The organism is Corallococcus sp. AB049A, from assembly GCF_003668885.1.
Lineage (GTDB): Bacteria > Myxococcota > Myxococcia > Myxococcales > Myxococcaceae > Corallococcus > Corallococcus interemptor.
The window spans coordinates 1-21471 of record NZ_RAWL01000116.1 but is presented as its reverse complement, the minus strand read 5'-3'; the positions used below and the strand labels follow the sequence as shown (position 1 = coordinate 21471).

The 21471-nt window shown below is 68.6% G+C and carries 20 protein-coding genes; 9 read left to right on the top strand and 11 right to left on the bottom strand.

Features of this window, described 5'->3' with window-relative positions; translation table 11 throughout:
* Positions 1–1356: hypothetical protein (locus tag D7X55_RS15155; protein WP_407921769.1), on the top strand; the 1356-nt coding region annotated here is incomplete at its 5' end.
* Between the two features lie 57 nt (positions 1357–1413).
* On the top strand, positions 1414–1923 hold the full coding sequence (locus D7X55_RS15150; RefSeq protein ID WP_199746974.1) for a DUF1285 domain-containing protein: 510 nt from the start codon (positions 1414–1416) through the stop codon (positions 1921–1923).
* Here the strand turns inward: D7X55_RS15150 and recA are convergent.
* On the bottom strand, positions 1920–2945 hold the full coding sequence (gene recA, locus D7X55_RS15145; protein ID WP_120550984.1) for a recombinase RecA: 1026 nt from the start codon (positions 2943–2945) through the stop codon (positions 1920–1922). The genes D7X55_RS15150 and recA overlap by 4 nt on opposite strands.
* A gap of 260 nt (positions 2946–3205) precedes the next feature.
* Here recA and D7X55_RS15140 point away from each other — a divergent pair, with 260 nt between their 5' ends.
* Positions 3206–4546 (top strand): NAD(P)/FAD-dependent oxidoreductase, encoded by a 1341-nt coding sequence (locus D7X55_RS15140; RefSeq protein ID WP_121723411.1) that lies wholly within the window; start codon positions 3206–3208, stop codon positions 4544–4546.
* On the opposite strand, the gene D7X55_RS15135 is transcribed toward D7X55_RS15140, so the two are convergent.
* From D7X55_RS15135 to D7X55_RS15115, 5 genes are all read right to left on the bottom strand, one after another.
* Positions 4508–6106 carry a YifB family Mg chelatase-like AAA ATPase gene (locus D7X55_RS15135; protein WP_120550986.1) on the bottom strand — a complete coding sequence of 533 codons (1599 nt, stop codon included), beginning with the start codon at positions 6104–6106 and terminating at the stop codon, positions 4508–4510. The two genes, D7X55_RS15140 and D7X55_RS15135, sit on opposite strands and share 39 nt — an antisense overlap.
* A 198-nt stretch (positions 6107–6304) precedes the next feature.
* A complete protein-coding gene (locus D7X55_RS15130; protein WP_120550987.1) occupies positions 6305–6820 on the bottom strand; it encodes a biopolymer transporter ExbD in 516 nt (171 codons plus the stop codon).
* A complete protein-coding gene (locus D7X55_RS15125) occupies positions 6820–7230 on the bottom strand; it encodes a biopolymer transporter ExbD (RefSeq protein WP_120550988.1) in 411 nt (136 codons plus the stop codon). The genes D7X55_RS15130 and D7X55_RS15125 overlap by 1 nt, the downstream gene beginning before the upstream one ends.
* A gap of 100 nt (positions 7231–7330) precedes the next feature.
* Positions 7331–8005 carry a MotA/TolQ/ExbB proton channel family protein gene (locus D7X55_RS15120; RefSeq protein WP_120550989.1) on the bottom strand — a complete coding sequence of 225 codons (675 nt, stop codon included), beginning with the start codon at positions 8003–8005 and terminating at the stop codon, positions 7331–7333.
* Between the two features lie 75 nt (positions 8006–8080).
* Entirely contained in the window at positions 8081–8824 is a 744-nt protein-coding gene (locus tag D7X55_RS15115; RefSeq protein WP_120550990.1) for an energy transducer TonB, read from the bottom strand.
* A 229-nt stretch (positions 8825–9053) separates the two neighbouring features.
* Here D7X55_RS15115 and D7X55_RS15110 point away from each other — a divergent pair, with 229 nt between their 5' ends.
* The 4 genes from D7X55_RS15110 to D7X55_RS15095 all read left to right on the top strand — a co-directional run bounded on the left by D7X55_RS15110 (position 9054) and on the right by D7X55_RS15095 (position 15702).
* Positions 9054–12254, top strand: coding sequence for a TonB-dependent receptor (locus D7X55_RS15110; RefSeq protein ID WP_199746973.1), 3201 nt, complete (start codon positions 9054–9056; stop codon positions 12252–12254).
* A 30-nt stretch (positions 12255–12284) separates the two neighbouring features.
* Complete coding sequence (locus D7X55_RS15105) at positions 12285–13004, top strand: hypothetical protein (RefSeq protein WP_147468225.1); 720 nt, start codon at positions 12285–12287, stop codon at positions 13002–13004.
* A gap of 115 nt (positions 13005–13119) precedes the next feature.
* Positions 13120–14664, top strand: coding sequence for a radical SAM protein (locus tag D7X55_RS15100; protein ID WP_120550993.1), 1545 nt, complete (start codon positions 13120–13122; stop codon positions 14662–14664).
* A 99-nt stretch (positions 14665–14763) separates the two neighbouring features.
* Positions 14764–15702, top strand: a complete 939-nt coding sequence (locus tag D7X55_RS15095) for a hypothetical protein (protein WP_120550994.1) — start codon at positions 14764–14766, stop codon at positions 15700–15702.
* A 1-nt stretch (position 15703) separates the two neighbouring features.
* Here D7X55_RS15095 and D7X55_RS15090 read toward each other — a convergent pair whose 3' ends face one another.
* Positions 15704–16300 carry a hypothetical protein gene (locus D7X55_RS15090; protein WP_233609859.1) on the bottom strand — a complete coding sequence of 199 codons (597 nt, stop codon included), beginning with the start codon at positions 16298–16300 and terminating at the stop codon, positions 15704–15706.
* Between the two features lie 26 nt (positions 16301–16326).
* Positions 16327–16884: a DUF4920 domain-containing protein gene (locus D7X55_RS15085; protein WP_199746972.1), complete on the bottom strand. Its 558-nt coding sequence runs from the start codon at positions 16882–16884 to the stop codon at positions 16327–16329.
* A gap of 89 nt (positions 16885–16973) precedes the next feature.
* Here D7X55_RS15085 and D7X55_RS15080 point away from each other — a divergent pair, with 89 nt between their 5' ends.
* Together D7X55_RS15080 and plsY are read left to right on the top strand one after the other, a co-directional pair.
* Entirely contained in the window at positions 16974–17405 is a 432-nt protein-coding gene (locus D7X55_RS15080) for a DUF2752 domain-containing protein (protein ID WP_120550997.1), read from the top strand.
* Positions 17406–17428: 23 nt separating this feature from the next.
* Positions 17429–18007: a glycerol-3-phosphate 1-O-acyltransferase PlsY gene (plsY, locus tag D7X55_RS15075; RefSeq protein WP_121723406.1), complete on the top strand. Its 579-nt coding sequence runs from the start codon at positions 17429–17431 to the stop codon at positions 18005–18007.
* Here the strand turns inward: plsY and D7X55_RS15070 are convergent.
* From D7X55_RS15070 to D7X55_RS15060, 3 genes are all read right to left on the bottom strand, one after another.
* The gene (locus D7X55_RS15070; RefSeq protein ID WP_121723405.1) at positions 17933–19162 is read right to left on the bottom strand and encodes a class I SAM-dependent RNA methyltransferase; all 1230 of its coding nucleotides are present in this window, start codon (positions 19160–19162) and stop codon (positions 17933–17935) included. The two genes, plsY and D7X55_RS15070, sit on opposite strands and share 75 nt — an antisense overlap.
* Positions 19163–19205: 43 nt before the next feature.
* Entirely contained in the window at positions 19206–19490 is a 285-nt protein-coding gene (locus D7X55_RS15065; RefSeq protein ID WP_120551000.1) for an antibiotic biosynthesis monooxygenase, read from the bottom strand.
* Between the two features lie 64 nt (positions 19491–19554).
* Positions 19555–21471: DNA translocase FtsK (locus D7X55_RS15060; RefSeq protein ID WP_255425011.1), on the bottom strand; the 1917-nt coding region annotated here is incomplete at its 5' end.

Sequence of the window (21471 nt, the reverse complement as noted above, 5' to 3'; positions counted from 1 at the left end):
CCGCCCGACAGTCCCCCTCCGTCCCCAGCAGGAGCGGGAGCGCATCCGGTGCGCGGCGCGGTGCGCCTGTGGCTGTCGGCCTACCGGGTGGAGGTGGTGCTGTTCCTGGTCGCGTTCGCGGTGCTGGCCAGCTTCAGCTCGCAGCGCTTCCTCCGGCAGAGCGCCGCGCCGCACTTCATCTACCAGGCGCAGTCCTGGCTGGACGGCCGGCTCGACGTGGACCCCCAGGTATTGCCCAACCTGGAGGACTGGGCCTGCGTGCGGCTGGTGGACGGACACAAGGTGCGGTGCGAGGGGCGCGTGCTCCGCGATGACCGCTGGTTCGTCAGCTTCCCGTCCTTCCCCGCGGTCGTGATGCTCCCGTTCGTGGCGCTGCACGGCTACCAGTTCAACGACACGTCCTTCGGCGTCTTCGTGGGCGCGCTCGCGGTGGCGCTCTTCTACTCGCTGCTGCGCTTCCTCGCGCAGGAGGGAGAGACGGAGCGCAACCGCAATGACAACGTGGCGCTGTCGCTGGTGCTCGCCTTCGGCACGCTGTTCTTCTACTGCGCCATCCGGGGCGAGGTCTGGTTCAGCGCGCAGGTGATGGGCGTGGCGCTCACGTGTCTGTACGTGCGCAACTCCGTCAAGGCCCGGCGCCCCGTGCTCGCGGGCCTCTTCTTCTCCATGGCCGTGCTCACCCGCACGCCGCTGGTGTTCGCGGGCCTCTTCTTCGTCCTGGAGGCGCTCTGCCCCGGGCCGGACCGGCTGGCCCAGCTGAAGGCCCTTCCCTCCGCGTGGAGGCCCGCCCTGCGCAAGCTCGCCCTCTTCGGCGCGGGGGCCGCGCCCATCGCGTCGCTCGCCGCCGCGTACAACTTCTACCGCTTCGGCAAGCTGGGCGAGTTCGGTCACTCGTACTTCTACAACAACCGGGTGAACGCGGACATCGACCGCTTCGGGCTCTTCAACCTCGAGTACCTGTCGCGCAACATCCAGGCCGCGTTCCTCAAGCTGCCGCAGGTGTCGCTGTCTCCGTTGCGGCTGTCGTACGACCCGCATGGGCTGACGCTGCTGCTCACGCTGCCCCTGCTGGTGTTCCTGCTGGTCCCCCGCACGCGTCCCCGGCTGCACTGGCCCCTGTGGCTGACCGTGGCGGTGTGCGCGCTGCCGGGGCTCTTCTACCAGAACACCGGTTACATGCAGTTCGGCTTCCGGTTCAGCCTGGACTACACGCCCTACCTGCTGCTGCTCTTCGCCATTGGCGGATGGTCGCTGCGCAACCGCGCGGTGGTGGCCGTGCTGGCGCTTGGCGTGCTGGTGAACTTCTGGGGAGCCGTGGCCTTCCGTGGCTACACGGAGTTCGTCCGGAACTGGTAGGCCTCCAGGCCCCGGCGGCTTGAATCCGCCGGGCCCCACCCGCACATCAAGGGCGACATGCAACCTCCCACCGGCCAGCCCCCTCCAGGCAAGCGTTGGCACACCCGTGAGGACAGCGGCATCCGCCTGGATGCGGCGTTGCGCTGGTGGCACGACGACGAGCCCATCGAGCACCCGAAGATCATCGAGCTCTTCAACGCCTCGCTGGTCCTGGATGACGACGGGCGCTACCAGCTCCGCATCGCCCCGGACTGGTGCTACGTCCAGGTGGAGGACGCGGCCTACGAGGTCCGCACCGTGGACGTCACCCCGGACGAGCGCGTGTCCCTGCGCCTGAGTGACCGGACGGCGGAAGCGCTGGACCTGGCATCGCTCCAGCTCACGCCGGACGGAGTCCTCACCTGCCGCGTGAAGCAGGGCAGGGCAAAGGCCCGCTTCTCCCGGGATGCGCAGTACCAGTTCGGTGAACTCCTGGAAGAGGGCCCCGGAGGGCACCTGGTGCTGCGCGCGGGTCAACGCCAATGGGAGGTCCCCCTCTCGCTGGATGCGCTCCAGGCCGCGACCTAGGCCGCCTCGGCGGACGCGGACGGCACGGACGGCGCGGTGGCCCCCACCAGGTCGCGGGCGAGGGACTCCAGGACGTCCGGGTGCTCTCGCAGCCACTCGCACGCCCGCTCGCGGCCCTGGCCGATGCGCTCTCCGCGCAGGCTGAAGTGGCTGCCCGACTTCTCCACCACGCCCGCGCTCACGGCCAGGTCCAGCACCTCGGCGGCGCGGTGGATGCCCGTGCCATAGAGCACGTCGAACTCCGCCTCCTGGAACGGGGGCGCCAGCTTGTTCTTCACCACCTTCACGCGGGCCCGTGAGCCCACCACCGCGTCGCCGTCCTTGAGGTTGCCCGTGCGGCGGATCTCCATCCGCACCGACGCGTAGAACTTCAGCGCGTTGCCACCCGTCGTCGTCTCCGGGTTGCCGAACATCACGCCAATCTTCATGCGGATCTGGTTGATGAAGATGATGCAGGTGCCGGAACGGCTCACGGCGCCCGTGAGCTTGCGCAGCGCCTGACTCATCAGCCGCGCCTGGACGCCCATGTGCGCGTCGCCCATCTCCCCTTCGATTTCCGCGCGGGGCACCAGCGCCGCCACCGAGTCCACCACGATGAGGTCCACGGCGCCCGAGCGCACGAGCTGCTCGGTGATTTCGAGCGCCTGCTCTCCGGTGTCCGGCTGCGCCACGAGCAGTTCCTCCGTGCGCACCCCCAGCTTGCGCGCGTAGGACAGGTCCAGCGCGTGCTCCGCGTCGATGAAGGCCGCGACGCCGCCCACGGCCTGCACCTGCGCAATCGCATGCAGGGTGAGCGTCGTCTTGCCGGAGGACTCGTTGCCGAACAGCTCCACCACGCGCCCTCGCGGGTAGCCCCCCACGCCCAGCGCCCGGTCCAACCCCACCGAACCCGTGGGAATGACCGCCACCTTCTGCTCCGGAGCGTCCGCGCCGAGCGTCATCACCGCGCCCCGGCCGAACTGCTTTTCGATGGCCGCCACCGCCGCCGCCACTGCCTTCAACTTCTCCGTCAGCCTGCTCATTCGTGTCTGCCTCCCTCGCCGGCGGGCAGAGCAACGCTCATGCCGCGCAGGAGCCAGGGGAGCAGGGCCTGCAAGGGCGTCCAGGTCCGCTCACTCCGTCCAGATTGGCGGAGCGGCAAGGCTGTCTCCCGGGTGCTGAGAAGAGACACAAGGTGAGTGCGCCACCGCATAAGCAGACCCGAGGGCGTGCGACAGGTCCGCTTGAAGGGATGGAAGGCTTTGCATTGAATCCCCGGCGCCTCGACGTGACATTCCCTCTCGTGAATACGACCCGTGAGAACCTTCCCCATGTGGTCATCCTGGGAGGCGGCTTCGGCGGCCTCTACGCGGCCCGGTACCTGCGAAAGGCAGGGGTTCGCGTCACGATGGTGGACCGTCACAACCACCACCTCTTCCAGCCGCTGCTGTACCAGGTGGCTACGGCGACGCTCAGCCCCAGCGACATCGCCGCGCCGCTGCGAGCGATGCTTGGGCGCAATCACGTCCAGGTCCTGCTCGCGGAGGTGACCGGCGTGGACCCCGAGCGCAAGCGGGTGCTCCTGGCGGATGGCGAACTGGCGTACGACTTCCTCATCGTCGCCACGGGCGCGACGCACTCGTACTTCGGCAATGACGCCTGGTCGCGACACTCGATGGGGCTGAAGACCGTCGAGGACGCGCTGGAGATCCGCCGCCGCGTGCTGCTCGCCTTCGAGCAGGCCGAACGCGAGCCGGACCCCGGGCGCCGCCGCGCGCTGCTCACCTTCGCCATCATTGGCGCGGGACCCACGGGCGTGGAGCTGGCGGGAGCGCTGGCGGAGATCAGCCGCAATTCATTGTCGGGTGATTTCCAGAACATCGACCCCCGGGATGCGCGCGTCATCCTCATCGAGGGAATGGACCGCGTGCTTCCCACCTACCCGGAGAACCTCTCGGGCGAGGCCCGCGGGGTGCTGGAGAGGCTCGGCGTCGAGGTCCGTACGGGCACCCGGGTCACGAACATCGACGACGCGGGCGTGGACATGGGCGCGGAACATCTGGCGGCGCGCACGGTGCTGTGGGCCGCGGGGGTGGAGGCCTCGCCCGTGGCCCGCTCGCTCGGCGTGACGTTGGACAGGGCAGGGCGCGTCCCGGTGACGCCCGAACTCACCGTGCCCGGGCATCCCGACATCTTCGTCGTGGGCGACCTGGCGCTCGTGAAACAGGAGGACGGAAGCGCGGTCCCCGGAGTGGCGCCCGCGGCGATGCAGGAGGGCAAGCACGCGGTGCACAACCTCCGCCGCCAGCTCGCGGGGCAGCCCATGCAGCCCTTCCGCTACTGGGACAGGGGCACCTACGCGGTCATTGGCAGAGGCCATGCCGTGGGCGTGGCCTTCCGCCGAGTGAAGCAGTCCGGCTTCATCGCGTGGCTGGCCTGGCTCTTCATCCACATCACGTTCCTCATTGGATTCCGAAGCAAGCTGGCCGTGCTGCTCAACTGGGCATACTCGTACCTGACCTTCGGCAGGTCGGCGCGCATCATCATGGGCCCCGCCCCCCGTCTGGAGGAGCGGAGCGTGGAGCCACTGCTGCCGGGTGGAGCGTCAGCCGTTCTCGCGTCTGACCGCAGAGGCACGGGGTAGGGCATCCACCGCGCCCCGGGTATTGGCGTGGAGCCAGCCCCGGCGGTCGAGCATCCGGCAATCGACGGCAAGCTGCATGTCCACGGCCTCGATACGTCCGTGTCCCTCCAGGTCCGCGCGCGTCAGCGCGAGCTTGAGGATGCGGTCATGCGCCCGAGCGGACAGACCAAAATGGGTGACCGCGTCCCTCAGCGCCTCTTCCGCTTTCGGTGACATCACGCAGTAGCGGCGCAGCAGGTGCGAAGGCATCTGGGCATTGCAGTGCACCCCAGGCATCTCGTGGAAGCGGGCGCGCTGCCGTTCACGCGCGGCCTCCACACGCTGCCGGTAGTAGTGGCTGGGCAGTTCCTGGTTCCTCGCGGCGAGGTGGTGGTACTCCACCGGCCGCGTCTGCACGGTGATGTCGATGCGGTCCAGGAGCGGCCCGCTGATGCGCTCGTGGTAGGCAAAGACACGGTGCTCCTGGCACTCGCACTTGCGCCCCGGCACGTTGAAGTAGCCGCAAGGGCAGGGGTTCATCGCCGCCACCAGCATGACCCGGCAGGGATAGGTGATGTGCTGGGTGGCGCGCGCCAGGTGGATGGCGCCTTCCTCCAGGGGCTGGCGGAGCACCTCCAGCACGTTCTTGCGGAACTCCGGCAACTCGTCGAGGAACAGCACGCCGTGGTGCGCCAGGGACAGTTCGCCTGGACGGGCCGTGGGGCCTCCTCCCACGAGCCCTGCATCCGACAGGGTGTGGTGGGGCGCGCGGAATGGACGCTCGCGCATCAATGCCTGCTCATCTCCCAGCAGCCCCAGGATGGAGTAGACCTTCGTGACCTCCAGCGCCTCGTCGAAGGTCATCTCGGGCAGGATGCCTGGCAGCCGTCGCGCCAGCATCGTCTTGCCCGAACCTGGAGGGCCGGCCATCAGGATGTTGTGTCCGCCCGCCGCCGCGAGCTCCAGCGCCAGCTTCAGCTCCGGTTGCCCTCGCACATCGGCCATGTCCGCGGTCACCACGCGAGGCCCGCTCGTGGAGCCTCCCGTGCGCGTCAGCGGCGTCAGCGGGGCCTTGCCGGTGAGGTGACCCACGGCCTCTCGCAGGTGGGCCACGGGCAGCACCTGGAGCCCTTCCACCAATGCGGCCTCGGCTGCGTTGGCGGCGGGGACCATCACCCCCTGGAAGCCGCCATTCCGTGCCGCCACGGCCAGCGGGAGCACCCCCTTGATGGGCTTGATGGAGCCGTCCAGCGACAGCTCACCGCCAAAGAGGTAGCGCTCCAGCGGCTCCTCCTCCATCAACCGCGCCGCCGCCAGGACGCCCAGCGCGATGGGCAACTCGAACGCCGCCCCCTCCTTGCGGATGTCCGCGGGCGCCAGGTTGACGGTGATCCGCTTCTGCGGAAGGTCGAAGCCCGCGTTCTTCAGCGCGGAGACCACCCGGACCTTCGACTCCCGGGCTGCTCCCTCCGGCAGCCCCACGACGTTGAAGTAGGGCAGCCCGAGAGCCATGTCGACCTCGCACTCCACCACCACCGCGTCGATGCCCATCAACGCCCCAGACCGCACCCTCGCCAGCATCGTCTCCCCCTTCCAACCCGTACGGGAGGAGGGAAGAGCAATGCTTGTACCGGCGCGGCGCCCTCTGGGACGGCCGCGCACGGCCATCCATCGCGCCAGACGTCGGGTCCCGGGTGGGGACGCGGGGCTCTAGAAATGAAGAAGCCCGCTGGCGTCGGAACGCCAGCGGGCTTCGGATTCAATCGATGACGGCGTGGATCAGGGCGTCGGCGGGGCAGGGGGCGCGGGCGGCGCGCCGTCCGGCGTGGTCTGCGTGCCCTGGATGACCGCGTTCTGGGGGAGCTCGGTGGCCATGCCCAGGATCTTCGCTCCCGCGGCACGGGCGCCATCCAGCGCCACCACGAGCTTGCCGTAGTTCGCCGCGTCGTCCGCCATGAAGAAGACGACCTTCTCGTCCGGCTTCTTGGCGTTCAGCATCCGCTTGAGGCGGGCGATGTAGTCCGAAGCGGGGATCTGCTCCGTGTTGATGGAGTAGGCGCCGGACTTGTCCACCTGCACGACGATCTGCTGATCATCGGGCTCCGGCGGCGGCTGGTTCTCCTCCACCTCCGTCTCCGGGACTCGGACGAGGATGTCCTTCTCCAGGAGGGGGGTCACCACCATGAAGATGATGAGGAGCACCAGCACCACGTCCACCAGGGGCGTGACGTTGATCTCCGAGTTCGGCGCGGACGCGGGCTTGACCCACTGACGCTGCTTGTGTCCTCGGGACATTACTTCTTCTCCTCCACGCCCAGGGCGATCTGCTTCGCCTTGGCCTTGCGGGCCGTGTCCAGCACCTTGCGCACGTCACCCACGTTCAGGGCGTTGTCGCCCTTCAGGAGGATCTTCTTGCCTGGATCCTTGCTCAGCTCCGCGGCGATCTTCTCCTGAAGCCCCTTCTCGTCGACCTCATCGTTCTCCACGAACATCTTCTTGTCCGGGGTGATGGAGAGGATCAGCGGGTCGGCTTCCTTGCCTTCCTTTTCGATCTCCGTGGCCTTGGGCAGCTCCACGGACTTGCCGCGCTGGAGCATGGGCGTCACGACCATGAAGATGATGAGGAGCACCAGCACCACGTCCACCAGCGGCGTGACGTTGATCTCGCTCTTGATGCCCCCTTTGGGGCCTGCTGACATTCCCATGCGTGCACCTGTGTCCGGGAAGGGACGCCCACCCCGGGGCAGCGAGGCTTCTCAGCCAGACCGCCCTCATGGGTGGGAACGCCCCTGGGTGGGGCTACGACTAGGCCGTGTGCGAACCGCCGCCCACGTGACGCGCCACCACGTCCAGGAACTCGTTGGAGGACTCGGAGATGTCCACGGAACGGGCATCCACCCAGCCCTGCAGGAAGTTGTAGGCCATCACGGCGGGGATCGCCACGAGCAGACCGAACGCCGTGGTGATGAGCGCCTCGGAGATACCGGCGGAGATCGTCGCCAGACCGCCGGAGCCCGCGGCCGCCATCAGCTGGAAGGCGTTCACGATACCCATCGTGGTGCCGAGCAGACCGACGAACGGCGCCGTCGAACCGACCGTGGCCAGCAGGCCCAGGCCGCGCTTGAGGCTCTGCACCTCGCGCTGCGCCTGGCGCTCCAGCGCGCGGGCAACGGACTCCACTGCCAGGTCCTTGTTGCCGGGGGTGATCCGGTACGCCGTCAGGCCGGAGTTGATCACGCGGCCCAGGTGGCCCACGTCCTTGCCCAGGTTGGTGTTCGCCGCGGTGGTCAGGTCGCCCTTCGCGAGGATGGCGCCCATCTTGGCGGCGAAGTTGCGGCTGTCAGAACGGGTCTTGCGGAAGACGATGATCCGCTCCGCCATGACGACCAGCGACGCCACCGACATGATGGCGAGGGTGAAGATGATCATGCGGGCGAAGAGGCCCGTGTGGTGCCAGATATCAAGCAGGGTAAATTGCATGGCTGTGGAGCGCTCCTCCTCACGAGCGCGAGGTGATGTTCGGCGGACTGCTCAAGCGTGACTGCCTGCTTTGGATCAGCGCGGCAGCTTCAGGTTGAAGTTGAACGTGTACTGCACTTCGACCGGCCTGCCCTGGAACGTGACCGGCTTGTAGCGTGAGGCGGTGAGCACGTCCATCACGGCCTGCTCCATGTGAGGGAGCGGCTTGATCGTGCGGCAGCGCTCGACCTTTCCCTCGGTCGTGATCACGCACTTCACGATCATCAGGCCCTGCACGCGAGCCTCGAGGGCCTCACGCGTATAGGCCACTTCAGGACCGGCGATCTTCTCAGGACGCGTCATGCCCTGGCCGAACGCCAGCACATCCGTACCCGTACCACCCAGCTGCCCGCCCACCACGCCGCCGATCACGCCACCGACCACGCCACCGACCACACCGCCCGCGACGCCACCCTCCACGCCACCTTCGACCTCGGACTCGCTCGCCTCTTCTTCAGGCTCGGGCGCCGTCTCCGTCTCCTGCGGCTTCTGCTGCGGGATCTCCTTCGGCTGCACGATCACGTCCTTGGGCTTCTTGGGCGTGACCTTCTTCTCCGTCTTCGGCTTCGACGCCGGGGGAGGCGGAGGCGGAGGCGGAGGCGGAGGCGCCATCGTGGCCTTCAGGGTGACCTCGACCTCCTTCTCCTCCACGGGAGGCGGACGCGTGGAGAGATAGGCCACAAGACCCAGAAGGCCAACGTGGAGCACTGTGGAAACGCCAGCACCCACGCCGAAGCGCGACCTGGGTCCTTGCCCGCGGTCAAGGACTGAATCGAACATGTACGTAACTCCTCTTCACCAGTGGACTACCCGTCCCCGCCATGCCCGGATTGAAGGGCGGCCACCATACAGAAAAGGGTTCCGGGTTCAAGCAACCGTGTATGAAGCCGCTGCGTGATCGCGCAATGCCGCACTGGTCACCAAAAAGCAACGGTCTATTGACAACTGCTTGACCTCGGATATTTTCCGGAGTCATTTTCGGTTGCAGCCCACCTTGGAGGGGTTAGGTATGCAAGTGAAACAAGTACTTCGGGAAACCGGAGTCGTCCTTGCTGCGGGTCTGTTGTACGGATCCGCGGCTTTCGCGCAGTCCAGCGTCATCATCGGCACTGTCATCAATACCGAGGACAAGAAGCCGGCCGCTGATGTCGTTGTCACCGCCACCTCGCCCAACCTGCAGGGCGAGCAGACCGTGGTTACCGACGCACAGGGTAACTACCGTATTCCCCAGCTTCCACCGGGCACGTACACCCTGCGGTTCGAAAAGGAGTCGTTCAAGCCTTTCGCCCGCCCTGAAATCCAGCTGCTGCTCAACCGCACCATCCGCGTGAACGTGGAGCTGCTCCCTGAGAGCTTCTCGTCGACGGAGACCATCGTTGGCGCCCCGCCGACGATCGACGTCGGTTCGACGAACCAGGGCGTCAACGTCGACCAGGAGTTCATCAAGCGCATCGCGGTGGCCCGTCCCGTGGGCAAGGGTGGCGCGACGCGCTCCTTTGAATCCCTGGCCGAGCTCGCCCCGGGCGCCCAGTCCGACCAGTACGGCGTGTCCATCAACGGCACGACGTCGCCTGAGAACGGCTACGTGGTGGACGGCCTGTCCACGAACGACCCGGCCTTCGGCGTCAACGCCAGCCCGCTGAGCATCGAGTTCGTGCAGGACGTGAACATCATCACCGGCGGTTACATGCCGGAGTTCGGTCGCTCCACGGGCGGTGTGATCAACGCGGTGACGCGGTCCGGTTCCAACGAGTTCCACGGCTCCGTGTTCGCCAACTGGACCCCGGGCTTCGGAGAAGGCAAGCGCAAGCTCGTCATCGAGGACGGCAGCACGATCACCGGCCTGAACGCCCTGAGCAACATGGGCGACTTCGGCGCGACCCTCGGTGGCCCCATCCTCAAGGACAAGCTCTGGTTCTTCGCCGGCTTCGCGCCGTCGTTCCAGCGCTACGAGCACACCCGCGCGCTCAACGCCTTCCAGCTGGAGGCCCCGTTCGACCCGTCTCCGACGGCGAAGAACCCGGTCGCCACCGACGAGAACGGCTTCAGCATCACCGAGCGGATCCCGGGCTCCGAGCGTCAGTACTTCGCGGACTCCCGCACGATCCAGTTCATGGGTAAGTTGACCTACCTCATCAACCAGGATCACAACGTGTCGTTCGCCCTGAACGGCACCCCGACCGTGACGGGTGGTCTGGGCAAGCTGCAGATCGATCCCCAGTCGGGCGGTCTGCCGGCTGCGCAGGCTCGTCGTCCTGGCGACATCGGCGCCACCGAGAACCGCGCCAACACCACGGCGCTCGCCTTCAAGTACGCGGGCGCGTTCCTGGAGAAGAAGGTCCTGGTCGACGCCAACCTCGGTTGGTTCCACCAGACCGCGGGTAACTCTCCGGCGGACGGCACGGCCATTGGCGATACGAACGGCCTGGCCGGCTACGCGCTGGCCCGGTACTCGACCACGCGTCCCCTGACGGTGTTCGAGAGCGTTCCGGGTGCGGATCAGTACTGCGGCGTGACCGACGCTGAGCGGGCGGCCCGCTGCCCCGTGACGAACTACAACGTCGGCGGCCCTGGCTTCATGTCCCAGGCCACCCTGGACCGCTACCAGATCAACGCGAAGGCCACGTACCTGCTGAATGCCCTGGGCACGCACGTGTTCAAGGCGGGCGTGGACACGGAGTTCCTGACCTTCGATCAGAAGAAGGCCTACTCCGGTAGCGTGTTCCTGCAGGAGTCGCGCGCGTCCTACAACGGCTCCACCATCAAGATCTGGGCGGACAACCGCCGCTACGGATACCAGACGGCCCCGGACACCCCGGTGTTCGAGACCCTGCAGCAGTCCTCCACGAGCGGCACCACCATCGGTGGCTTCCTCCAGGACAGCTGGTCCATCGCCAACCGCGTCACCCTCAACCTGGGCGTCCGGTACGACGTGCAGTCCATGTACGGCGGTGACGGCAACCTGGCCCTGAAGCTCGGCAACCAGTGGTCGCCTCGCCTCGGCGCGGTGGTGGATCCGTTCGCCAACGGCCGCGCGAAGCTGTTCGTGAACTTCGCCCGGTACTACGAGCAGGTTCCGCTCAACATGATGGACCGTGCCTTCCCGGGTGAGCGCCGCTTCAGCGCGCGTCGCTTCTTCTCGGAGCCGGGCGCCGGTACGGCCGGTTGCGATCCGTCCACGCTGGAAGGCCAGCGCGGCAACTGCGCGGACAAGAACTTCATCGTCCCGCGCCCGGAGAGCACCTTCCAGTCGAACCAGTACTACAGCGGCGGTCTGGTGCAGAACGAGCCGGTCGATCCGGACATCAAGCCCCAGTCCTCCGACGAAGTGGTGGTCGGTGGCGAGTACGAGCTCCTGGCGAACACCCGCCTGGGCGCGACGTACACGCACCGCGACATGAACTCGGTCATCGAGGACATGAGCCGCGACGACGGCAACACGTACTTCCTCGGCAACCCTGGCAGCGGCTTCGCCAAGGAGTTCCCGACGCCGGTGCGTGACTACGACGCGGTCACCGTCTACCTGAACCGCACGTTCACGGACGGCTGGCTGGCGCAGGCGAGCTACACGTGGTCCCGTCTGTACGGCAACTACCCCGGTCTGTTCCGTCCGGAGAACAACCAGCTCGACCCGAACATCCTCGCGGACTTCGACCTGATTGCCCTCCTGAACAACCGCACGGGCCTGCTGCCCTTCGACCGTACGCACGCCATCAAGGTGTTCGGCGCCAAGGAGTTCAACATCTCCAACGCGCTGTCGGCGAGCATCGGTCTGTCCTACCGCGGCAACTCCGGCACGCCGATCAGCTACCTCGGCGCGTACCCGGGCTACGGCCAGGATGAGACGTTCATCCTGCCGCGCGGCACCGGCGGTCGCACCCCGTGGGTCAACAGCGTTGACTCCAACGTGGGCGTGAACTACCGCGTCAGCAAGGACAGCGTGGTGTCCTTCACCGTGGACGTGTTCAACCTGTTCAACTTCCAGACCGCGGACCGCGTCGACCAGTCCTACACGTTCACCGAGGTTCTCCCGATCTACGATCCGGTCACCCAGAAGGCGGGTACGCAGGCGGATCTGCCCGGTGGCGTCCCGCTCGCGGACGGCTCTGGCGACTTCCTGACCGACGACGACCTGAACAAGAACTTCAAGAACCCGGACCGTTACCAGGCCCCGCGGCAGATCCGCTTCGGTGTCCGGTACACGTTCTAATCACCTGACCACGTGAGGAAGATCAGCAACATGCGCAAGAGCATTCTTTCGACAGTGGTGATGCTTGGGCTCGCTGGCGGCCTGTCCGCCTGCGACGTCGAGCAGCCGGATCCTGGGTGCATCGTTCAGGACTCCACGGCCGGCAACTGGTGGGCGAAGTTCGACGCAGTGGATGCGCCCCAGGGCACCTGCGAGGGCTTCGAGCCGCTGGTGGGTGACGAACTCGGTGTCTGGAAGTTCGCGGACCCGGTGGCCAACACGTCCATCCTGGTCATCCGGCCGTTGGGCCTGGCGGCCCTGGGACAGTTCGACACGGACAGCACGCCGACTGGGTTCGCGAAGCTCCAGGCGACGGGCAACCTGAGCATTGACAAGGACGCGGAGCAGTTCTGCACCGCGGACGGGTTCACTGCGGCAGGCGTTCTGGCGAACCAGGGCAAGTTCTCGGCGGAACCGCAGGACATCAACTACCAGTTCGGCAAGGTTCGGGTGTACTCGAACCCTGGCGCTCCTGGCACGCAGATGACCGGCGAGCTGACCTACACGAACAACGGCTGCACCGCGAAGTACGTCATGCGCGCGATCTGGCCGGCGGTGGGTTGCGATCCGTCGCTGGATCCGAACGATCCGGCGAACGCTCCCTCGACGTGCGGTGCGGGCTCCGGCATGAACCCGGACTTCGCCGTGACGTGCGACCCCGAGACCGAGGCCTGCACGCCGACCAAGGCCATCCCGTCGTTCAAGGAATAGTCGGCACTGACCGACCCTGAAGGCCAACGCGGCCCCGGCAGCCCCTCCCCCACGCGGGAGTGGCGGTCCGGGGCCGCGCTGTTGTTAGGTGTCTGGAATCCACGTCGGGAGGACCATGGAGGGCCGTTACGAACTCATCGAGCACGTCTGCTCGCTGCTGGCGGACGAAGCAGGGACGCTCCGCAAGGAGGCGCCCTACCGGGTCGCGCTCTGCTACCCGAGCCCCTACCACGTGGGGATGAGCTCGCTCGGCTACCAGGCCATCTACCGGGAGGTGCATGCGCACGCGGGCGCGACCGCTGAGCGTGTCTTTCTTCCGGATGATGTCGAGACATACAAGAGAACAAGGACGCCGCTGTTTACCTGGGAATCCCAGGCATCCGTGTCTGGCTTTGAAATGCTTGCCTTTTCAGTTGCCTATGAATTGGAGCTTTCAGGCTTGTTCACGATGTTGGATTTGTCTGGTTTGCCGGTTCTTTCAGCGGAGCGGGATGCCAGGCATCCGCTGGTGGTGGCGGGCGGCCCGCTGACGTTCTCCAACCCGGATCCGCTGGAGCCCTTCGTGGACGTGCTGGTCCAGGGGGAGGCGGAGGATCTGATTCACGTCCTGCTGGACGCCGCCGCCTCCATGGACCGCGAGGCGCTGCTGGATCACCTGGCGAAGGTCCCCGGCTTCCGGGTGCCCGGGCGGGGTGGGGCGCGCTACCACGTGGCCAAGGCGACGGATGCCCGGCTGCCGGCGCGCACGCAGATCATCACGCCGCACACGGAGCTGCGCTCGATGTTCCTCATCGAGCCGGAGCGGGGCTGCTCCCGGGGCTGCCACTACTGCGTCATGCGCCGCACCACGAATGGCGGCATGCGGACGGTTCCCCCGGAGCGCATCCTGTCCCTCATCCCGGAGCACGCGAAGCGTGTGGGTCTGGTGGGCGCGGCCGTGACGGACCACCCGCGCATCGTGGAGCTGCTGCGCGCCATCGTGGACTCCGGGCGCGAGGTGGGCGTGTCCTCGCTGCGCGCGGACCGGCTCACGCAGGAGCTGGTGGATCAGCTCCGCCGGGGCGGGGCGACGAACCTCACGGTGGCCGCGGACGGGGCGTCCCAGAAGATGCGGGACCTGGTGGACCGCAAGCACTCCGAGGAACAGATTGTCCGCGCGGCCCGGTTCGCGCGCACGGCGGGCATGAAGCAGCTCAAGGTCTACAACGTGGTGGGCCTGCCCCATGAGGAGGACGCGGACATCGACGAGTTGATCCGCTTCACCACGGAGCTGTCGCGCATCCTGCCGGTGGCGCTGGGGGTCGCGCCCTTCGTGGCCAAGCGCAACACGCCGCTGGACGGGGCGCCCTTCGCGGGGCTGCGCGAGGTGGAGAACAAGCTGGAGCGGCTGCGCAAGGGCCTGCGGGGACGGGCCGAGGTGCGGCCCACGTCCGCGCGCTGGGCCTGGGTGGAGTACATGCTGGCCCAGTGCGGCCCGGAGGCGGGGCTCGCGGCCATGGACGCCTGGCGCGCGGGGGGCAGCTTCGCCGCGTGGAAGCGGGCCTTCCAGGAGCGCGGGTGCGAGCCGTACATGGCCCGCCGGGTGGAGGACGGGCGGCGCCAGCCCACGGTGTGGCCCATCGTGCCGGGTCGCCCGCCGCCCCAGCCGTCCGCCGCCTGACGGGGCCCGCAAAGGCCGTATTCGCCGGGCTCCGCTTTCGCTAGAAGACGGCAAGGCGGGGCCGATGGCCGGCACTCGCATGGCCTCGGAGAGCATCTGGTGAGCACGCAGCGCGTGGAAAAGTCGTGGCAGAAGACGGGCCTCAAGGACTACTCGACGGAGGCCCTGCTGAGCACGCTGGGGCACTACGGCATCCCGGTGGGGGAAGAGGACTACCGCAAGCTGGCGGAGTCCGCCTATCCGCTCGGCATCGCCCAGCAGTGGGCGGCGAAGTGGAAGGGCACGGGTCCCTTCAAGGACTACGTCGTGGCCGCGGCCGTGGAGCTGTGGCGCCGGTGGCTGCCGGACCGCGTGTCCCCGCAGGAGTTCACCACGTCGCTGGCGACGCTGATGCAGGTGCTCGTGCACAAGCTCAACGGTGCGAAGGAGGCCCCGGTGGCCTCCTCCTTCGAGCACCTGAAGGCGCTGCGCTCGAAGCTGGCGGTGGATGACAAGGGCGCGCTGCCCGCGCCGTTCCTCCAGGAGGCGCTGGCGCCCTTCTCGGAGAAGGACGCGGAGCTGTTCGACAGCCTGGCGGAGTCGCTGGCCGCCCAGGGCCACCTGGAGGACGCGACGGCGTTCGCCGAGGTGGAGGAGTTCCTGCTGCCCGACCGGCGCGGCATCTCCCAGGCGGTGGTGCGCGCGGCGAAGGGCGAGCGCGAGCCGGCCATCCAGGACCTCAAGAACCTCATCCACGACACGGCGCGCGCGCCCATCTCGCGCCTGCTGGCGGTGGACGGCCTCATCCACCTGCAGGCCTGGATTGACGCGTCCGTCGAGGGCCGCGGCCTGCTGGCGGAGGCGGAGAAGGCCAACGACATCCACCTGGCGCTGGACCTGGTGCCCCGCCTGGAGCACGTCTTCAAGCAGCAGAACGACCGGTCCGCGCTCCTGGAGTTGATGGGCACGCAGGAGCGGCTGGAGGCCCTGCACGACAAGATGCACCCCGGCCACCGCGCGCACCGGCACCAGCACGCGCAGCCGCAGCGCCGCCGCTAGTTCACGTCCCCGTGCGCCGGGGGCCCTGGGATTCCGGGGCCTCGGGCGCTTCGGGCTCGCTGGCCGCGGCGGGCTCGACGCCAGGCTTGGGCTCAGGCCTCCCTGGCGCCGGGCGCTTGAGCTTCACGACGGTGACTCCGGGCACGCCTTCCGACACGTCGCGCACGGGCACCACGGCGCCCACGGTGGTGTAGCGGATGGCACCCGTCTGGGTGAAGGCGTGCTTGAGGGCGTACTCCTTCGCGCGCGGCAGGAACCACTCGCGCACCCGGGGCAGGGGCAGGGCGTGCAGCTCCCCCTGCGTGAGGAACACGTAGAGCATCAGGTCCGCGCCGCTGTAGAGGAAGCAGCCCGGCGTGTCCTTCTCCAGGTTGGAGATGAGCTCGAAGAAGTAGCGGCGCCGGGTGGCCTGGCGGTCGCCCTTCACCTCGATGCCGCGCACCTCTCCGGAGGGCAGCTCCCAGAGCAGGTCCACGCCCCGGTGCTGGAAGCGGGGGTCCAGCTGCACGTCGTGCACGCGCGAGCCGGGCTCCGTCTCCAGGAGCCACGCGCGGGCGTGCTGCACGGCCCGGTCGGCCGCGCCCTGCACGCCCCTCATGCTGAAACTGCGGCCTCCCATCGCGGCTAGCGGCGCAGTTCGACGCCGGAGGCCACGAGCTGCACCTCGCGGGGCTTGCCGTCGGTGCCGCGCGGGACGATGGCGCCTTCCGCCTCGTAGTGCTTCGCGTGGGCGTCGCTCAGCTCCGCGACCTTCACCACGCCCTCCACGCGCGCCTGCGAGCCCGCGGAGTCCAGCGGGACGAAGAAGCCGTAGTCCTTGAACGTCACGCGCACGCCGGGGCTCTTGGCGTCCTGGGCCAGTTCCATCCAGCAGCCCTTCTTCTCACACGCCTTGCGCACCTGGCCCTCCACGCGCACGACCTTGCCGTCGTGGGCCTGGGGCTTCGCGAGCAGCTCCGACAGCTTCACCGTCTTCTCGCCCTTGAGGGGCTCGCCGCGGGTGAGCGTCCAGCCGCCGGAGCTCTCGGCCTTGGCGGCCTCGGGCGTCTTCGCGTCGGCGGGGTGGTGGCAGTCGCTCGACGCGGCTTCGGCCTTGGCGGCGGGCTTGGGCGTCTTGTCCGCCGCGAGGGCCACGAGGGGAGCGGCGACCAGCATCACGAGGGCGGTGCGGAGGATGTGCATGCCCGTTCGCTTAGCCCAGGTTTCCGGGCCCCGGCAAGGCGCCCCTTCCATCCACGCGACCTATCCCGCACACTCGGCGCGAGGTGCGCATGAAGATCACCATCCCTGCTCCCAACCGCCGGTTGGGCACATTCGAATGGCTCGGGCTCGTCGGGCTCGGGGGGCTGCTCATCGGGCGCTACGTCCCCGTGGCGCGCATCATCCCGTTCTGGGGCTGTGTGCTGCGCGAGCACACGGGCTGGCCCTGCCTGGGCTGTGGGCTCACCCGCGTGGCGGACCGCGTCGCGCACTTCAACATCCCGGGCGCGTGGGAGGCCAACCCCCTGGGCACCGTGTGCGCGCTGCTGTTCGCGCTGGCCGCGGTGGTGACGGTGCTGCACTTCCTCTTCGCGCTGCCCATCCCGGAGGTGGAGTTGAGCGAGCGCGAGTGGCTGTGGGTGCGCATCGCGTTCCCGCTGGTGTTGCTGGTCAATTACGCCTACGTCGTGGTGCACACCCGTTTCCCGCACCTGCTGTCCTGAAGGGCGGGACCCTGTCCTCTTCCGTGCTCTCCGCCTTCCTCCTGCTGGGCTACCTCTGCGGCTCCGTCCCCTTTGGCGTGCTGCTGACGCGGTGGCTGCGCGGGGTGGACGTGCGCGCCAGCGGGAGCGGCAACATTGGCGCCACCAACGTCACGCGCGTCGCCGGCAAGAAGCTGGGCGCGGTGGTGCTGCTGCTGGACGCGCTCAAGGCCGTGCTGCCCGTGGCGCTGGCCGTGCACTTCATGCCCGGGGACGCGAAGGCGCACGCGCTGGTGGGCCTGGCCGCGGTGCTGGGGCACGTGTACCCGGTGTGGCTCAAGCTCCAGGGCGGCAAGGGCGTGGCGTCCGCGCTGGGCGTGCTGGTGGTGCTGGTGCCCAAGGCGGCGCTCGCGGGCGCCATCATCTACGGGCTGGTGGTGGCCCGCTGGCGCGTGAGCTCCGTGGGCTCGCTGTCCGCGGCGGTGGTCGCCATCGCCACCGCGTTCCTCACCGCGCCCGCGCGCGAGTACGTGCTGCTCACCGCGGGGCTATTCGTCCTGATGCTCTGGACGCACCGGAGCAACCTCCAGCGGCTCGCCCGGCGCACCGAGCACCGGCTTTGAGCCGGGCGGCAGCGGCCGAGCGCCATAACCCAGCAGCGTGCAGGGGATGGGGCCGTTCCACACGTCGCGCCGGGCCATGGGGCGCGCGTGGAAGGCGCTCTCGAAGGCGGGGTTGCCGGACAGCACCCAGACGCGCCAGCCCGGCAGCGCGCGCAGGCTGTCACCCAGCTTGAAGTAGAAGGTCTTCATGCCCTTCTGGCCGCCGGAGCCGAGCCGGTCTCCATAGGGCGGGTTGGTGAGGACGAGTCCGCCGCCCTCGGGCAGGGGCGGGAGCTTCGTGGCGTCGCCTTCCGCGAGCTGGATTTCCTCACCCAGCCGCGCCGCCTTCACGTTGCGGTCCGCGGCCTCCAGCGCCTCGTCGCTCTTGTCGAAGCCGAGGATGGGGACCTCCACCTTGCGCTCGTTGCGCCGCGCGTCCGCGCGCAGGTCCGCGAGCAGCTCCTTCGCGCGTGTGCCCAGGTGCGGCCAGCGCTCCACCGCGAAGCCGCGGTTGATGCCCGGGGCCCGCTTGCGCGCGATGAGGCCGCCCTCGATGACGATGGTGCCGGAGCCGCACATGGGGTCCACCAGCGCCTCCGTGCCGGTGTAGCCCGCCGCGCGCAGCAGGGCCGCGGCCAGGTTCTCCTTCAGGGGCGCGGGGGTGGGGCGCACGCGGTAGCCGCGCCGGTGCAGCGGCTCACCGACGAGGTCCAGGGAGAGCGACAGCTTCTCCTTCACCAGGTGCGCCACCACGGACACGTCCGGGTTGCGGGTGTCCACGTCCGGCCGCGAGCCCAGCTTGTCGCGCAGGCGGTCCACGATGGCGTCCTTCACCTTCAGTGCCACGAAGCCGGAGTGCGCGTGCTCGGTGTCCTTCAGGTTCGCGTCCACCGCGAAGGTCACGTTCGTGGTGAGGTGCTCCTCCCACGGCACGCTGGCGACGGCGTCGTAGAGGCCCTGGGCCCCCTTCGCGTCGAACTCGCCCAGCGGGTAGAGCACGCGCATGGCGATGCGGGACCAGAGGCAGACGTTGAGGGCTTCATCAAGCGCGGCCATGAAGCGCACGCCGCCCCGGTCCTGGCGGATGCGTTTGGCGCCGAGCTCCTTCAGCTCCTCGGCGAGCAGGTCCTCGGTGCCGCGCGCGGCGGTGGCGAATAGGGCAAGACGTTCAGCCATGGTGCACCGCCCTTAGACGACTTGGGGGGCGATTGGGAACTGCTCAGGTGGCCACGACCTCGTACATCGTGAAGGTGGCGTCCTCCTGGGACGCGCTGGCCCCCTTCGCCCGCTGGAAGTCCTCTGACTGGAAGTAGGCCTTCAGGGCCTCCCGGTCCCTCCAGCGCGTGACGAGCAGGATTTCAGGCGAGCGCTCGAACGAGCGCAGCACCTCCAGGCCCAGGAAGCCCGCATGGCCGTCCACCCGCCGGGAGCGCTCCTGGAGCCGCTGGACCCAGCCGTCGGCCTCTTCGGGGGACGCGCGGAAGCGGGAGATGGCGACAATCATGGTCAGGAGGAAACCGCCGGGGACGGGAGCCCGTTCCCCGGCGGCCTTGGAGCGGTGGGGGGGACTACATCGCCCCGGCGCCGGGCATGTCGCCCAGGCCGCGCAGCAGCACCTCGCGGGGCTTGGCGCCGTCCGCGGGGCCCACCACGCCGTCGCGCTCCATGCGCTCAATCATGCGCGCCGCGCGGTTGTAGCCGATGCGCATCTTGCGCTGGAGCATGGAGATGGAGACGGAGCGCATCTCGCTGACCGCGGCGAGCGCCTGGTCGTAGAGCTCGTCGGACAGCTCGTCCTCCTCGCCACCACCGCCCTCGCTCTCGTCGTCGCGCGGCTTGAGGATGGACTCGTCGAAGACGGGCTTGCCCTGGGCCTTGAGGTGGTCCACCGCCTTCTTGATTTCCTGCTCGGAGACGTAGGCGCCGTGCACGCGCTGCAGGTGCGCGCTCGTGGGCGGCATGATGAGCATGTCGCCCATGCCCAGCAGGGCCTCCGCGCCCACCGTGCCCAGAATCGTCATCGAGTCCGGCTTCGAGCGCAGCATGAAGCTGATGCGCGTGGGGAAGTTGGCCTTGATGATGCCCGTGACGACGTCCGTGGACGGGCGCTGGGTGGCGACCATCAGGTGGATGCCGGCGGCGCGCGCCATCTGCGCCAGGCGCGCCACGTAGGTCTCCACCTCGCGGCTGGCGACCATCATGAGGTCCGCGAGCTCGTCGATGATGACCACGATGTAGGGCAGCTTCTTGAGCTCCTTCTTCTCCGTGGAGGCGGCCTCGGCCGGCGTGGACTCCTCGCCGTCCTCCTCGAACTCCGCGTCCTCCTCGCCGTCGGCCTCCAGATTGGGGGCGGGCTCGGAGACGATGGCCTCACGCAGGTCCTCGTCGTCCTCGCGCGGCATGGCCACGCCCAGGCCGTCGCTGGCGGAGGCGGAGGCCGCCACCGGCTCGGCGCTGCCCTCCACGACCAGGACCTTCTTGGGCTTCTTCTTCTTCGCGGCGGGCACGGCGACGGCGGGCTTCTCCTCGGTGGCCTGCGTCTCCACCAGCTTGTTGAAGCCGGCGATGTTGCGCACGCCCGCCTCGGACAGCATCTGGTAGCGGCGCTCCATCTCCTCCACCGCCCAGCGCAGCGCGAGCGCGGCCTTCTTCGGGTCGGTGACGACGGGGAGCAGCAGGTGCGGGATGCCCTCGTAGACGGAGAGCTCCAGCATCTTCGGGTCCACCATGATGAAGCGGACCTCCTCGGGCGTGGCCTTGAGGAGGATGCTCATGATCATGGAGTTCACCGCCACGGACTTGCCGGAGCCGGTGGTGCCCGCGATGAGCAGGTGGGGGGCCTTCACCAGGTCGAAGACGTACGGCATGCCTTCGATGTCCTTGCCCACGCACATGGTGAGCTTGCTGCCGCTCTTCTGGAACGTGTCCTGCTCCGCGATCTCCTTGAGGAACACCGTCTCGCGGTCGCGGTTGGGGACCTCGATGCCGACCACGCCCTTGCCGGGGATGGGGGCGACGATGCGCACGCGCATGGCCTCCATGGCCATGGCCAGGTCGTCCTGGAGCGCGGCGATCTTGCTGACCTTGATGCCGGGCCCGGGCAGGAACTCGTACATGGTGACGACGGGGCCGGGGCGGATCTCCACGACCTCGCCCACGATGCCGAAGTCCGCCAGCTTCGCGCGCAGCTTCTCCGCCGTGACGAGGAACGCGTCCTTGTCCAGCGCGGAGCGCTCCTTCTTGTCCGCCTCCAGCACGTCCAGGGGCGGCAGGGAGAAGCTCTTGCGGTCACCCACGAACTCGAACTGGTCCTGCGGCCGCTTCGTGGCGGTGGGCTTGGGCGGCGCCTTGGGCTCCACGATGAGCGGCATGCGCGCCAGCGCGGCGGGCGGCGCGGGGATGAGGGCGTTGCCCGGCGCGGCGGCCGGCTTCTCCGCGGCCACGGGCTTCGCGGCGGGCTCGGCGGCCGGAGGCGTGAGCGACGC